This window comes from Actinomadura sp. KC216, from assembly GCF_004348535.1.
Lineage (GTDB): Bacteria > Actinomycetota > Actinomycetes > Streptosporangiales > Streptosporangiaceae > Spirillospora.
The window spans coordinates 1-14,177 of record NZ_SMJX01000093.1 but is presented as its reverse complement, the minus strand read 5'-3'; the positions used below and the strand labels follow the sequence as shown (position 1 = coordinate 14,177).

Genomic DNA, 14,177 nt, shown 5'->3' with positions numbered 1-14,177 from the left:
ATGGCCGGATCGCTGATCATTCGTGCCCGATACTGGCGGGGTGGCGAGCATTCTCTTCGTCGAGGACGATCCCGCCGCCCGGGCCGCCCTGGAGCTGGCGCTCACCCGCCAGGGGCACGGGGTGACGTCCCGTGCCACCGGCGAGGACGGGCTGGACGCGCTGCGCGCCCGGCGCCCCGAGATCGCGATCCTGGACGTCATGCTGCCCGGCATCGACGGCATCGAGGTGTGCCGCCGGATCCGCCGCGAGGACCCGCTGCCGGTGATCCTGCTGACCGCGCGCGGCGACGACCTCGACATCGTCCTCGGCCTGGAGGCGGGCGCCGACGACTACGTGGTCAAGCCCGTCGAGCCGCGCGTGCTGGACGCCCGCATCCGCGCCGTCCTGCGCCGCGCCGACCACACCCGCGTCGACCGGTCGGTGTACGGCGACCTCGTCATCGACCGGGCCTCGCTGAAGGTCACCAAGGCCGGGACCGACCTGCGGCTCACCCCGACCGAGCTGCGGCTCCTGCTGGAGCTGGCCCGGCGGCCCGGCCAGGCCCTCACCCGGCAGCACCTGCTGTCCGAGGTGTGGGAGCACACCTATCCCGGCGACTCGCGGCTCGTGGACGCCTGCGTCCAGCGCGTCCGCGCGAAGATCGAGGACGAGCCCGCCGAGCCGCGGCTGATCGAGACCGTCCGGGGCTTCGGCTACCGGTTCAACGCGCCGTGACCGGGGACGCCGGCCGCCGGTTCACCGGCCTGCGGCTCCGGCTCGCGGCGGCGTTCATCGCGGTCGCGCTGCTGGCTGCGCTGCTGGCATCCGGCATCTCCTACGTCCTGCTGAGGCGCGTGATGCTGCAGCGCGCCCAGGACGCGGTGCTGACCGAGGTGCGCGACACCCTCGCCCGGCAGATCCCGCCCCGGCTGCCGCCGGACACGGCGGCCCTCATCCGCGCCCAGCTGGAGGAGGTCCTCGGCTCCGCCCCCGGGCGCAAGGCGGCCGCGGTGCCGGTCGCGCTGGACGGCAGGATCAACCTGCCGCCTCCAGGGTCCCTCGACGTGCCCGTCACCCGGGAGTTCGCCCGGCGCGCGATCCGCGGCGTCGTCTTCCGGCGCGTCACCTACGACGGCACGCCCTACCTGCTCGTCGGCGCGCGCGCCACCGGCTACCAGACCACGGTGGAGGAGCCGTGGCGGACGACGCCGCCGATGGTGTTCGTCTCCGCGAGCCTCAGCCGGGAGGCCGCCGACCTGCGCCTGTTCACCCGCGCGCTGCTGATCGCGGACGCGCTGGCGCTGGTGTCGGCGGCCGGGCTCGCGCTGCTGGCCACCCGCGGCGTGCTGCGCCCGGTGCGCCGCCTCGGCGCCGCGGCGCGGGCCCTCGGGGAGGGCGAGCTGGAGACCCGGGTGGAGGTGCGCGGCGGCGACGAGCTGGCCGACCTGGCCCGCACGTTCAACCGCACCGCCGAGGCCTTGGAGCGGACGGTGACGGACCTGCGCGCGATGGAGGCCGCGTCCCGCCGGTTCGTCGCCGACGTGTCCCACGAACTGCGCACCCCGCTGACCTCGATGATCGCCGTGACCGACGTGCTGGCGGAGCAGGCCGCGGGCGAGAACGGCGCCGCGGCGCGGCTCGTCGCGGGCGAGACGCGGCGGCTCGGGCGGCTCGTCGAGCACCTGATCGAGATCAGCCGCTTCGACGCCGGCGCCGCCGCGCTCGTCCTGGACGAGGTGCGCGTCGCGGACGCGGTCGCCGGAACCCTGGAGGCGCGCGGCTGGCGGGACGACGTGGCCGTGCACGGCCCGCCGGACCTGTTCGCGCGGCTCGACCCGAGACGGTTCGACGTCGTCATCGCCAACCTGGTCGGGAACGCGCTCCGGCACGGCAGCAAGCCGGTCGCGGTGCGGTTCGGGCCCGCGGACCGGAACGGCGTCGCCGGCGTGACCGTCGTCGTCACCGACCGCGGCCCCGGACTGCCCGCCGACCTGGTCGACGTGGTGTTCGACCGGTTCGTCAAGTCCGACGCGGCGCGCTCGCGCAGCGACGGCAGCGGCCTCGGGCTGTCCATCGCGAAGGAGAACGCCATGCTGCACGGAGGGACGCTCACGGCCGCCAACGGCGCGGAGGGCGGGGCGGTGTTCACCCTCTGGCTGCCCGGCCTGCCGCTCCCGGAAGGCGAGGAGGAGGGACCATGAGGGGGAGGCCGAGCGCGTCCGGCCCGGTGCGGGCCCTGTTCGCGGTCACGGTCGCGCTGGCGGCGCTCGCCGCGCCGGTGATGCCGGTGGCGCCGCGGCTCGGCGTCCAGTCGACCGGGATCATCAGCGCGGGCGGCCCACCGGTCGCGGCGGGCAAGGCCACCAACATCATCGTCTACCTCATGCGGGGCTCGAAGCTGGCGCCGGCCGTGCGCCCCGGGCTCCCGGGACACCCCTATCTGGGCCTCACCCAGCTCGGCGTCCCGGTCACCTCCGAGGAGCGGCGCAAGGGGCTGCGCACGGAGGTGCCGCGCGACTGGGAGATGCACATCAGGCAGGACGGCGAGCCGGGCGAGCTCACCGTCGACCTGATCGAGGAACCGGCGCGCGGGGACGGGGGCTTCAGCCACTGGTCCCGGGCCGCCCTCGCGCAGCTCGCGTGCACGGCGGAGACCGTGCCGGGGGTGGAGCGGGTCGTGCTCGCCGGGCTGCCCAACAAGCGGCACGACTACTGGACGACGGTGACCTGCGAGGACTTCGACGACCTCCTGGTCTGACCGCCGGGCCGCCCGGGGGAGGGCACGTCAGGGCACGTCCGCGCGGGGGTTCAGCCGCGGGTGAGCCACTGGGTGGTGACGTCACCGAGGACGGACCGGACGGCGAGGACGGCGATGCCGAGGCTGAGGACGGGCATCACGACCCACCGCTCCACCTTGCCGTCCGTCTTCGGGATGACGGGGACGTCGATCCGGTACGGCAGCGGCCAGAACACGGGACAGCCCCGCGGTGTCAGGCAGTCGCCGACGACGTGCGCGAAGCAGCCGAGCCCCACTGCGAACCCGACGAAGCTCATGTCGATGTTGTGCATCAGCCAGACCGCGATGAGGGCGAGCGCGCAGTCGGCGAGCGCCGACTGGGGCTCCTTGCCCTCGAAGTCCAGCCCCACGCCGCGCAGCCCCAGCCCGACGATCATGAACAGGCAGGCCCACCACGCGTAGACGTAGTGGGTCGCGAGGATGTCCATCGCCAGGCCCATGGCGACCGCGAACAGCAGCGAGTGGGTCGCCTGCCGGTGCCCGCCCGAGAGCTTCCCGATCCACTTGCACATGTGCTGCGTGATCGGCCCGAAGGTGTTGGCGATGCGCCCGTTGTGGTGGTCGATGTCGGGCAGGATCGCCGCGCCCGCGCACACCACGGCGCCCGCCGCGACCTGCTCCGCCGACAGCGACACCGCGTAGTCGCCGAGCAGCCGCTCCTGGGCGATCACCGGTACGGCGCCCAGCCATGCCAGCGCTCCGCTGAGGGCGTGCGTCCTGCCCATCATGTGCCCGATCCCCCGCCTCTCAGCGCGTCCCGCCGCCGCTCCAGAGCGGGACTCTAGCCCGCCGGCAACCGTTTTCAGGGGCGACGCGCCGAAGCGGGCACTACGCCCGTTTTGATGCGGGACGCACCGCCCCGGTTCCGCAGCGGTGCCGCCCTGGTTCCGCCGCGAGGGCCTACGTCGAGACGGGGATGAAGCGCCAGTCGCCGGACTCCTCACCGGGCTCGTAGGGCGAGTCCAGCCGCTTGGCGACGACACCCGGCAGCCCCTGATCGGCGGCGGCCGCGCGGACGGCGTCGCCGTCGCCGGGGAACCAGGGCGCCGTCTGCCACCGGGGCCCCGACAGGCCCAGCTCGTCGAGCCGCTCCCGGCGCTCCCGGTAGGGGACGTCCAGCAGCGGATGCCCGTCGAGATGCAGCAGGTCGTAGATCATGTAGATCTCGCGGCCGTCCAGGACGGCCAGTTCACCGTCCAGCAGCGCGGGCCGGACGCCCAGCGAGGCGCCCAGCCGGGAGCCCAGCCCGCCGGGACCGTCGACCGCGCGGCCCCGGTCGTCGGTGAACCGCGTCCGGCCGCCCTCGACGTAGGCGGGCATCCGCCGGCCGCCCCACGCGAACTCGAAGCCCCACGCCTCCTGGTCGCGCGGCAGCCGGGCCTTCTCGGCCGGGCGCATCGGCTTCAGCGACTCCGGCAGCGGCTCGGCGTCGGGGTCGGCGGGCGGGTCCATCCGGTGGATCATCCAGTTCTTGCCGCGCGTCTTGAACAAGACGTACCGCCCGGAGACCCGCGACCCGTGGATGACGATCTTCACCTCGCGCTCGGACCACTTCTCCGTCTCGTACGTCCCGCGGTCCCAGATCGTCATCGTCCCGGCGCCGTACTCGCCGCGCGGGATCTCGCCCTCGAACGTCGCGTACTCCAGCGGATGGTCCTCGGTGTGGACGGCGAGGTGGTTGGTGTCCGGGCTCCACGGCAGGCCCTTCGGGACGGCCCACGAGACGAGCACGCCGCCGCGTTCGAGCCGCAGATCCCAGTGCAGGCTGCTCGCGTGATGCTCCTGGACGACGAACGTGTCGTCGTCGCCGTGCGGAAGGGCCTTCTCCTCGGGGACGGGCTCCGGCGTCCGCCCGGCATCACGCTTGCCCCGGTACTCGGCGAGCCGGTCGTCGCCGCTTTTCTTCCGCTTCTTCGGGGTCACGCCCGGTTCGTACCCGCGATCAGCGGATGAAGACGGCGTAGTCGGCGAGGTCGCCGGTGAGGTCGGGCGGCAGCCCCGCCACCGCGGACAGCTCCTCGGCCGACACGAACCCGCCCGTCTCGGCCCGCACCCGCTCGATCCTCGCCGCCAGCTCGGGCGTGACGCCGGGCAGCAGCGTGAGCGCCTCCGCCGGCGCGTGGTTGACGTCGACGAGCCCGCCGTCGTTGTACTGGCGCGGCAGGTCGGGGCGCCCGATCCGCAGCTCCTTGGCCAGGCCCGGGTCGGAGGCGGCCAGCTCCCGCGCCTTGTCGCGCAGCAGCCTCTGCCGCTTCACCCGCTCCACGACCGCCTCGTTGTCGACCGCCGACAGCCCGTGCGGGTCGAACACGCGGCGCCGGATGATGAACGCGTGCGCGCACCCGATCACGGCGAGGACGAACAGCAGCACCCCGACGGTGCGCTCGGCGCCGTCGTCCTTGCCGATGTCGGGCAGCAGGAACAGCATCAGCGTGAACACGCCGATGTAGGCGGCCGAGGAGATCACCAGATGCGCGCTGCGCCGCCACAGCGCCGCCGCCGCGAACGTGAACGGCGTGGCGTAGCCGAGCGTCAGGAAGGGCAGCGCCGCCCACGTCACGCTGAGCGCCGCGCGCCCCGGCGGCATGCTGTCGGACGGAACCCTCGGCTCGTACGGCGCTGGGGCGTTCATCTCTAGAGGGTCTCCCGGCCGGATGTGGGACGAATCGGACTCTAGATCAAGAGGTCTGTCACGGCAGGGTGAGGATTTCGTGGCCGCTCTCGGTCACCAGCAGCGTGTGCTCGAACTGGGCCGTCCGCTTGCGGTCCTTGGTGACGACCGTCCAGCCGTCCTTCCAGATGTCGTATTCATAGGTGCCGAGCGTCAGCATCGGCTCGATCGTGAACGTCATCCCCGGCTCGATGACCGTCGTCGCGCCCGGGTCGTCGTAGTGCGGGACGACCAGCCCCGAATGGAACGTGGTGCCGATCCCGTGCCCGGTGAAGTCGCGGACGACCCCGTACCCGAACCGCTTCGCGTACGACTCGATGACCCGTCCGATCACGTTCAGCGCGCGGCCCGGCTGCACCGCGCGGATGCCCCGCATCATCGCCTCGTGCGTCCGCTCCACCAGCAGCCGCGACTCCTCGTCGACGTCGCCGCACAGGAACGTCGCGTCGGTGTCGCCGTGCACGCCGCCGATGAACGCGGTGATGTCGATGTTGACGATGTCGCCGTCGCGCAGGACGGTGTCGTCGGGGATGCCGTGGCAGATCACCTCGTTGATCGAGGTGCACAGCGACTTGGGGAACCCGCGGTACCCCAGCGTGGACGGGTAGGCGCCGTGGTCGAGGAGGAACTCGTGCCCGATGCCGTCCAGCTCGTCGGTCGTGACGCCCGGCCGGACGTGCTTGCCGACCTCCTCCAGCGCCTGCGCGGCGATCCTCCCCGCCACCCGCATCCGCTCGATGACCTCGGGCGTCTTGACATCCGGCTCACCGGTCTTCGGCCGCTTCTTCCCCACGTACTCGGGCCGCGGAATGCTCGCCGGGACCTTGCGCATGGGGGAAACGTGTCCGGGCCGGAGAAGCTGGGTCGTCATAGTGATGGAGTGTAGTCAGCGGGATCGGGGCAACGAATCCCGTGCGAGCGCAAGATCGAGAGGAGCGCCCGATGGCCGGTGACGATGGCGACTGGTGGTTCTGCCTGAAGCACATGAAGGTCGAGCACGGGCCGGGCTGCCCCGGCAAGGACCGCATGGGCCCCTACGAGTCCGAGAGCGCCGCCGCGGGCGCGCTCGCCCTGGCCCGCGAACGCAACGAGGCCTGGCGCAGGCAGAACGACGGCGACTGAGCGACCTACTCGACCTACTCGTCCTCGACCTACTCGACGACGGGACCGGACACCGCGTCGAGGAGCTTGGCGAGGCGGCGGCGGAGGCCGCGCGGGCTGCGCGCCGGTTCCTGCCCGGCGGCGGCGCTGACCAGGTGCTGCGCGCCGTCGAAGGAGATGAGCGCCGCGTCCGGCGGGACGGTCAGCGACTCGTGGGCGAGGCCCCGCAGCTCGCGGTCGCCGCCGTCCAGCGCGAGGACGGTCGCCCCGACGCGGCGCGCGTCGTCCACCCGCTCCAGCAGCGGGACGGGCGCGTCCTCCTCGGCGACGACGAACAGCGTCTCGCCGCGCCGGGCCGCCTCCAGCCGCTCCAGCCCGACCCGCAGGTGCGGGGGCGCGCCCGCCGGCGGCTTCCAGCGCACCAGCGTCGGCGCGAGGCCGGGGACGTCGGCGAGGCGGCTCTCGTCGTCCAGGTGCGCGGCCAGATGCCACGGCTCGCCGGCGGGGGTGCCGACGAGCAGCAGCCCGCCCGGCGTCTTGGACGTGACCCGCAGCGCGCGCCCGAACTCCTCGGTCCGCTCCAGCCAGCCCGTCGTCGACAGGACCTCGCGCAACATGACGATCTGCTCGGCGTCCACGGAACCATGGTGCCGCACGCGCCGCCCCCGGCGAGTGACTTTCGCGATGCGGGGAGCCGGGGCGCGCCGTCCCGGATCCCGCCTGGCAGACTCGGCGGCATGACTGAGCAGCAGCGCAAGACGCCCTACGACCTCCCTGACGTGAGCGGCCTGTCGATCGGCATCCTCGGCGGCACCGGGGACCAGGGCAAGGGGCTCGCGCGGCGGTTCGCGCTCGCCGGGCACCGGGTGACGATCGGGTCGCGCAAGGCGGAGCGCGCCCAGGCCGCCGCCGACGACCTCACCGCCGGGCAGGACGCGGGCCTGCCCGTCTCCGGCGCGGAGAACCCCGTGGCCGCCGGAGGGTCCGACGTCGTGATCGTCGCGGTGCCGTGGGACGGCCACAAGGCCACGCTGGAGTCGCTGCGCGACGAGCTCGCCGGGAAGATCGTCGTCGACTGCGTGAACCCGCTCGGCTTCGAGAAGGGCAAGGGCGCGTTCGCGCTGCCCGTCGAGGAGGGAAGCGCCGCCCAGCAGGCCGCCGCCGTCCTGCCGGAGAGCCGGGTCGTCGCCGCGTTCCACCACGTCTCCGCCAAGCTGCTGCTCGACCCCGGGGTGGACGCGATGGAGCTGGACGTCCTCGTCCTCGGCGACGACCGGGAGGCGACCGATCTCGTCCAGGCCCTCGCCGGGCGCATCCCCGGCATGCGCGGCGTCTACGGCGGCAGGCTGCACAACGCCCACCAGATCGAGGCGCTCACCGCCAACCTCATCTCGATCAACCGCCGCTACAAGGCCCACGCGGGCCTGCGCATCACCGACGTCTGAAGCCCGCCCCATGAAGAGCGATCCGCGGGCGGTGGAGGCGGTGCGGCCGCCGCGCCTGCTGCTGCCCTCGGTCAGCCGCAGCCCGCTGCGCGCGGTCGCGCAGCGGGTCCTCTTCGCGGTCGTGCTGCTCATCGCCGTCGTGGTCGTCGTCTACGCCGACCGCGACGGCTACCGCGACAGCGCCGGCGGGCCCCTGTCCCTGCTGGACGCCTTCTACTACGCCACCGTCACCATCACCACCACCGGGTACGGCGACATCACGCCGGTCAGCCCCACCGCCCGGCTGGTCAACATCGTCTTCGTCACGCCCGTCCGGGTGCTGTTCATCATCGTCCTCGTGGGCACGACCCTCGAGGTGCTCGCCCAGCGCACCCGCGAGGAGTGGCGCCAGGCCCGCTGGAGGAATCGCGTGCGCGACCACATCGTGGTGGCCGGCTACGGCACGAAGGGCCGCAGCGCCATCGAGACGCTGCTCCGCACCGGCGTCGCCCGCGACTCGATCGTCGTGGTGGACCCCGACCCGAAGGCCGTCGAGGAGGCGGCCGCCGCCGGGATCGCCGGCATCGTCGGCGACGCGTCCCGCAACGTGGTGCAGCGCCGGGCGGCGGTGCCGCTGGCCAGGGAGATCGTGGTGGCGGCCGACCGGGACGACGCCGCCGTGCTGATCACCCTGACCGCGCGGGAGCTGAACCCGTCCGCCCGGATCCAGGCGGCGGTCCGCGAGTCGGAGAACGCCTCGCTGCTGCGGCAGAGCGGCGCCGACCGGGTCGTGACGTCGTCGGAGGCGGCGGGCCGGCTGCTCGGGGTGTCCACCAGCCGCCCGCACGTCGGCGACGTCCTCGCGGACCTGATCGAGCACGGCAGCGGCCTCGACCTGGCCGAGCGGGACGCCGCCCCGGACGAGGTCGGCCGCCCGATCGGGGAGGTCGCCGAGCCGGTGCTGGCGATCGTGCGGGACGACCGCGCGCTCACCTTCGACGATCCGGACTGCTCGCCGATCAGGCCCGGCGACCGGCTGATCGTGGCACGGTCCCTGCCCCGCCGGCGCCCCGCCGTCGATCGCCGCGAAGAGCCAGATTCCTGACATTTCAGGGGGAGGAGTGAACGCCCCCTGATGATCGGATACGTCGTCGCCGTCTCGCTGAGCTGCCTCGTCGGCATCGCCGAGCTCGTCAGCCGGTACCGGGACCGGCCCACCACGCTGGTCCGGGTGCCGAGCACCTGGGTGTACGTCCTGATCAACGGGGCGGCGGGCGCGGGCTCGCTGCTGGCCCTGCACACGTTCGACTGGCGGTTCGGCGTCCAGTCCCCGGACGTCGTCGCCGCCACGCAGGTGCTGGTCGCGAGCTTCGGCTCGATGATGGTGTTCCGCAGCGCGATCTTCACCGTCCGGGTCGGGGACGAGGACGTCGCGGTCGGCCCGAGCACGCTGCTGACCTCGCTGCTCGCCGCCGCCGACCGCGGCGTCGACCGGATGCAGGCCAAGACCCGCGCGCACGAGGCGGGCGAGATCATGCGGGGCGTGTCGTTCGCCAAGTCCAGGCTCGCGCTGCCGACCTACTGCCTCGGGCTGCTGCAGAACGTGTCCGCCGAAGACCAGGCCGACCTGCGGACCGCCGTGGACGCCCTCGCCGGCAGCGAGATGACCGACGGCCAGATGGCCCTCAACCTCGGGCTGCTGCTCATGAACGTCGCCGGGCCCGACGTGCTGCGGTCGGCGGTCGAGACGCTCCGCGCCGAGATCATGTCGGACGACCCGGACGCCCGCCGCGTCCCCGCGCCCCGCGACGGCCAGACCCGCGAGGGCGGCCACGGCGAAGCCGCCCGCGCGGATCTGGCCCGCGCCGACCCCGACTAGCAGGGGCCGAGGGTCAGCGGTAGGTGTGCTCCGGCGCCGGGTAGACGCCGCGCACGACCTCGTCGGCGTAGGTGCGGGCGGCCTCGCCGAGCAGCGTGTTCATGTCCGCGAACTTCTTCACGAACTTCGCCGTGTGCGGGGTGAGCCCTGCCATGTCCTGCCAGACCAGGACCTGCGCGTCGGTCTGGTTGCCGCCGCCGATCCCGATCGTCGGGACCGACAGCGACGCGGTGACCCGCGCCGCGAGGTCCTCGGGCACGCATTCGAGGACGACGGCGAACACGCCCGCGGCCTCAAGGGCCTTGGCGTCCGCCATGAGCTCGTCGCCGTCCTGGCCCCGGCCCTGCACCCGGTAGCCGCCGAACACGTTCACCGACTGCGGGGTGAGGCCGAGGTGGCCCATCACCGGGATGCCCGCGGCGACCATCGCCTCGACCTGCGGGAGGATCCGGCGGCCGCCCTCCAGCTTCACCGCGTGCGCGCCGGTCTCCTTGAGGAACCGCGTCGCGGCGGCGAGCGCCTCGGGCACGCCGGTCTGGTACGAGCCGAACGGCAGGTCGGCGACGACCATGGCGCGCTTGGAGCCGCGGACGACGGCCGCGGTGAGCGGGATCAGATCGTCCACGGTGACGGGGATCGTCGAGTCGTAGCCGTACACGACCATCGCGGCGGAGTCGCCGACGAGCAGGACCGGGATCCCGGCCTCGTCGAAGATCCGCGCGGTGAGCGCGTCGTAGGCGGTGAGCATCGGCCACTTCTCGTGCCGCTGCTTGGCGGCGGCGATGTCGCGTACGGTCACCCTTCGCCCGCTCGTACCGCCGTACAGTGCGGTCGGCTGCGCGGGGGGTGCGACAGAAGAAGACATGCGAGAACCTCCGGTCTTGAGGCGCCACTGTGGCGTACCCAGACGGAACCGATCGTGCCACTTTGGAAACGATTCGGGTAGTCCCCGCAATTCCCAGAAAAGCCGCGCGGCGCCCCGCGGAGGGCGCGCGACGCCTGGCGGAGGGGGCTGCGGAGGGGCGTGTGACGTTCAGAACAGACGCCCGGGTGCCCGGAATGTGGCCGAGGGGGGCATATACCGCAGGGATTTCGACGTGGTAAGCGTGATCTTCTCCCCTTGAAACGGTGTCATGCCCCATACTGTCCCTGGATAGTGCTGATACGACCGGCTGTCTGGGAGCGCGTCAGGTGAGATCCGTCATGGCGCCGCGAGGCGAAGCGCCCGCAACCGATTCCGCGTCCCGGACGCTCGTCCTGGGCATCGACGGTTCCCGGCGGATCGTGCAATGCGGACCGAACGCGAGAGCCGTCCTCGGCCGGGCCCCCGAGGACCTGATCGGCCACCCCGCCACCGAGCTGGTGGGCGACGAGGGCAAGGCCGAGCTCGAAACGCTGCTGGAGGCCGGCGACGCCGGGCAGGAGCGCAACGGCGTCATCACCGTGCGGCGCGGCGACGGCACCTCCACCGAGGCCGTGGTGACCGCGCAGCCCCTCGTCGGCGGCGACTCCGAGGGCGCGGCCACGACGCTGCTGTTCGTCCGGGTCGCGCTGCCGCCGAGCGAGCGCTACCAGGACCCGGCGCTCATGCGGCGCGCGCTGATGGACGACCAGCTCACCCGGTTCGGCGCGTCCCTCGACCTCGACCAGTCCGCCCGCGGGCTCGTCGACGTCGTCGTCCCGCACTACTGCAACGCCGCGTCGGTGCTGGTGCTGGAGAGCCTCGTCGCCGCCGACGAGGTGCACGCCGAGTCCGGGTCCGCGGTGCTGCGCCGCATCGCCGTCACCTCCGACGACGGGAACGCGGCGTGGACGTCGACGTTCCCCGTCGGCGAGGTGCTGGTGTTCCCCGAGGGCACCCCGTACCGGCAGGTCATGGAGACGGCGCGGCCCGTCCACCTGCCGAACATCGACGTGGACGAGGCGTCGGAGATCGGCCGGCTGTGGCGCCGCCGCCCCGCCGGGGAGCTGCTGTCCGGCGTGTCGATGGTGCTGCTGCCGATGATCGCCCGCGACACCCTGCTCGGGTTCCTCGCCTGCACCCGCGTCCCCGGTTTCCGCAAGTTCGACGCCTACGACGTCGAGATCGGCATGGAGTTCGCCACCCGCGCAGCGATCGTGATCGACAACGCCCGGCTGTTCAGCCGCGAGCGCGCCACCGCGCTCGCGCTGCAGCGCAGCCTGCTGCCGAACCGGCTGTCCGCACCGTCGTCGGTCGAGGTCAGGCACCGCTACCTGCCCGGCAGCAAGCTCGTCGAGGTCGGCGGCGACTGGTACGAGTCGATCGCGCTGCCCGGCGCCCGCGTCGCCCTGATCGTCGGCGACGTCGCCGGGCACGGCGTCCGCGCCGCCGTCACCATGGGACGCCTCCGCACCGCCCTGCACACGCTCGCGAACCTCGAACTGCCGCCCGCCGAGGCCCTGCACGTCATGCACGAGCTCATGATCGAACTCGGCGAGCAGGAACCGCACTTCGCCACCTGCGTGTACGCGGTGTACGACGCGACCACCGGCACGATCGAGATCGCGTCCGCCGGGCACCTCCCGCCGCTGCTCGCCAGCCCGAACGGCGACAACGAGTACCTCCAGGTCCCGCCCGCGCCGCCGCTCGGCGTCGCGGGCGGCGCCGCGATCGAGAGCCGCGAGTTCACCGTCGAGGACGGCAGCCTCTTCGTCATCTACACCGACGGCCTCGTCGAGAACCGCGGCCGCGACATCGACGACGGCCTCGCCCGCCTCCAGACCGTGTTCGGCCCCGACTCCGTCGGCCACTCCATGGAGGACCTGGCCAAGGCCACCCTCGCCGGCGTGTACGCCGACCAGCACCGCGACGACATCGCCGTCCTCATCGCCCGGCTCCGCCGCCTCCCCGAGGACCGCTACGCCTCCTGGACGCTGCCCGCCGACCCGGCCGCCGTCCGCCGCGCCCGCGGCCTGGTCAGCAGCCGCCTGGAAGACTGGGACCTGGAGGAGCTCGCCTACACCACCGAGCTGCTGGCGTCCGAGCTGATCACCAACGCGCTCCGCTACGCGCCCGGCCCGATCGAACTGCGCCTCCTCCTGGAACGCACCCTCGTCTGCGAGGTGCTGGACCGCTCCGCCGCGCTGCCCCGCCTCCGCCGCGCCGAAGACGACGACGAGAACGGCCGCGGCCTCCTCGTCGTGAGCCAGCTCGCGCACCGCTGGGGCACCCGCCGCACCGCCGCCGGCAAGGTCGTCTGGTGCGAGCAGATCGTCCCCGGCGTCGACCCGGACGCCTCCGAACAGGTCCCCGGCTGGCCCGGCGAAGCCTGGCCCGGCGAAAGCCATCACCGCGAGTAAGAACGGGCCTTAGCGCTCTCGCCAGCGGTTGGTTATGGGGAGGCGGCGGTCCCGGCCGAAGTTCTTCGGGGTGATCTTCGGGCCGGGCGGGTACTGGCGGCGCTTGTATTCGGCCAGGTCGACCAGGCGGATGACGCGGTCGACGAGGGCGGCGTCGTGGCCGTTGGCGATCAGGGCGTCGCGGCCCATGTCGCGTTCGACGTAGTCGGTGAGGACGGGGTCGAGGACGGTGTACTCGGGCAGGCTGTCGACGTCGCGCTGGCCCGGGCGCAGCTCGGCCGACGGCTCCTTGACGAGGATCGCCTCGGGGATGGGCTCCTCCGCGAAGGGGTGCAGGAACGGCGTGCTCTTGCCGGCCTGGGTGTTGCGCCAGCGGGCCAGGTCCCAGACGGTGAGCTTGAAGACGTCCTTGATGGGGCCGAAGCCGCCGGCGGAGTCGCCGTAGAGGGTCGAGTAGCCGGTGGCCAGCTCGCTCTTGTTGCCGCCGGTCAGGACCAGGTGGCCGTGCTCGTTCGACAGGGCCATCCAGATGTTCGCGCGGATCCGGGCCTGGAGGTTCTCGGCGGCCAGCCCGTGCAGGTCGAGCTGGGTCTCGAATGCCTCGACCATGGGGGCGATGGGGACCGTGCGGGAGTTGATGCCTTGCCGTTTGACGAGTTCCTCGGCGTCCACCACTGAGCCTTCGGAGGAATAGCGGCTGGGGAGGAGGATGGCGTGGACGTTCTCCGGGCCGATCGCGTCGGACGCGATCGTGGCGACGAGGGCCGAGTCGATGCCGCCCGACAGGCCGAGGACGACGGAGCGGAACCCGTTCTTGCGGACGTAGTCGCGCGTGCCGAGGACGAGTGCCGCGTACACCTCGGCGAGGTCGTCCAGCGGCTCGGCGACGGTCTGCGGCTCGACCGGGTAGGCGGGCAGCGGGCCGGTGGACAGGACGCGCCGGTCGATGGTGATCGTGGTGCCGTCCAGCGCGTCCACCGGGGTGCCGTGGGCCGGTGCGGGGG

Annotated in this window: 15 protein-coding genes; 8 read left to right on the top strand and 7 right to left on the bottom strand. The window is 73.0% G+C overall.

What is annotated here, in order from left to right; all coding sequences use genetic code 11:
- Nucleotides 1-40: 40 nt before the first annotated feature.
- The 3 genes from E1264_RS18155 to E1264_RS18145 are packed head-to-tail and all read left to right on the top strand — an operon-like array spanning nt 41 to nt 2,738.
- Nucleotides 41-715 carry a response regulator transcription factor gene (locus tag E1264_RS18155; protein ID WP_132174976.1) on the top strand — a complete coding sequence of 225 codons (675 nt, stop codon included), beginning with the start codon at nt 41-43 and terminating at the stop codon, nt 713-715.
- The gene (locus tag E1264_RS18150) at nt 712-2,181 is read left to right on the top strand and encodes a HAMP domain-containing sensor histidine kinase (protein ID WP_207935996.1); all 1,470 of its coding nucleotides are present in this window, start codon (nt 712-714) and stop codon (nt 2,179-2,181) included. The genes E1264_RS18155 and E1264_RS18150 overlap by 4 nt, the downstream gene beginning before the upstream one ends.
- Nucleotides 2,178-2,738, top strand: coding sequence for a hypothetical protein (locus E1264_RS18145; protein WP_132174974.1), 561 nt, complete (start codon nt 2,178-2,180; stop codon nt 2,736-2,738). Before E1264_RS18150 ends, E1264_RS18145 begins: the two co-directional genes overlap by 4 nt.
- 50 nt (nt 2,739-2,788) lie before the next feature.
- Here E1264_RS18145 and E1264_RS18140 read toward each other — a convergent pair whose 3' ends face one another.
- The 4 genes from E1264_RS18140 to map all read right to left on the bottom strand — a co-directional run bounded on the left by E1264_RS18140 (nt 2,789) and on the right by map (nt 6,319).
- A complete protein-coding gene (locus tag E1264_RS18140) occupies nt 2,789-3,505 on the bottom strand; it encodes a metal-dependent hydrolase (RefSeq protein WP_207935995.1) in 717 nt (238 codons plus the stop codon).
- Between the two features lie 172 nt (nt 3,506-3,677).
- The gene (locus E1264_RS18135; RefSeq protein ID WP_132174972.1) at nt 3,678-4,700 is read right to left on the bottom strand and encodes a DNA polymerase ligase N-terminal domain-containing protein; all 1,023 of its coding nucleotides are present in this window, start codon (nt 4,698-4,700) and stop codon (nt 3,678-3,680) included.
- A 19-nt stretch (nt 4,701-4,719) separates the two neighbouring features.
- The gene (locus E1264_RS18130; protein ID WP_132174970.1) at nt 4,720-5,409 is read right to left on the bottom strand and encodes a helix-hairpin-helix domain-containing protein; all 690 of its coding nucleotides are present in this window, start codon (nt 5,407-5,409) and stop codon (nt 4,720-4,722) included.
- A gap of 58 nt (nt 5,410-5,467) precedes the next feature.
- Complete coding sequence (gene map / locus E1264_RS18125) at nt 5,468-6,319, bottom strand: type I methionyl aminopeptidase (protein WP_132174968.1); 852 nt, start codon at nt 6,317-6,319, stop codon at nt 5,468-5,470.
- Nucleotides 6,320-6,390: 71 nt separating this feature from the next.
- Here map and E1264_RS18120 point away from each other — a divergent pair, with 71 nt between their 5' ends.
- Nucleotides 6,391-6,570 (top strand): hypothetical protein, encoded by a 180-nt coding sequence (locus E1264_RS18120; RefSeq protein WP_132174966.1) that lies wholly within the window; start codon nt 6,391-6,393, stop codon nt 6,568-6,570.
- 29 nt (nt 6,571-6,599) lie between these two features.
- Here the strand turns inward: E1264_RS18120 and E1264_RS18115 are convergent, their stop codons facing one another.
- Nucleotides 6,600-7,187, bottom strand: a complete 588-nt coding sequence (locus tag E1264_RS18115; RefSeq protein ID WP_207935994.1) for a hypothetical protein — start codon at nt 7,185-7,187, stop codon at nt 6,600-6,602.
- A 99-nt stretch (nt 7,188-7,286) separates the two neighbouring features.
- Here E1264_RS18115 and npdG point away from each other — a divergent pair, with 99 nt between their 5' ends.
- The 3 genes from npdG to E1264_RS18100 are packed head-to-tail and all read left to right on the top strand — an operon-like array spanning nt 7,287 to nt 9,852.
- A complete protein-coding gene (npdG, locus tag E1264_RS18110; protein ID WP_132174964.1) occupies nt 7,287-7,994 on the top strand; it encodes an NADPH-dependent F420 reductase in 708 nt (235 codons plus the stop codon).
- A gap of 10 nt (nt 7,995-8,004) precedes the next feature.
- Nucleotides 8,005-9,078, top strand: a complete 1,074-nt coding sequence (locus E1264_RS18105) for a potassium channel family protein (RefSeq protein WP_132174962.1) — start codon at nt 8,005-8,007, stop codon at nt 9,076-9,078.
- Between the two features lie 30 nt (nt 9,079-9,108).
- Nucleotides 9,109-9,852: a hypothetical protein gene (locus tag E1264_RS18100; protein WP_243711002.1), complete on the top strand. Its 744-nt coding sequence runs from the start codon at nt 9,109-9,111 to the stop codon at nt 9,850-9,852.
- 13 nt (nt 9,853-9,865) lie between these two features.
- On the opposite strand, the gene panB is transcribed toward E1264_RS18100, so the two are convergent.
- The gene (panB, locus tag E1264_RS18095) at nt 9,866-10,717 is read right to left on the bottom strand and encodes a 3-methyl-2-oxobutanoate hydroxymethyltransferase (protein ID WP_132174960.1); all 852 of its coding nucleotides are present in this window, start codon (nt 10,715-10,717) and stop codon (nt 9,866-9,868) included.
- 338 nt (nt 10,718-11,055) lie between these two features.
- Between panB and E1264_RS18090 the strand changes: the two genes are divergently transcribed.
- Entirely contained in the window at nt 11,056-13,173 is a 2,118-nt protein-coding gene (locus E1264_RS18090; RefSeq protein ID WP_132174958.1) for a SpoIIE family protein phosphatase, read from the top strand.
- A gap of 9 nt (nt 13,174-13,182) precedes the next feature.
- Here E1264_RS18090 and nadE read toward each other — a convergent pair.
- Nucleotides 13,183-14,177 (bottom strand): NAD(+) synthase (nadE, locus tag E1264_RS18085; protein ID WP_132174956.1); only part of this gene is annotated, 995 nt, incomplete at its 5' end.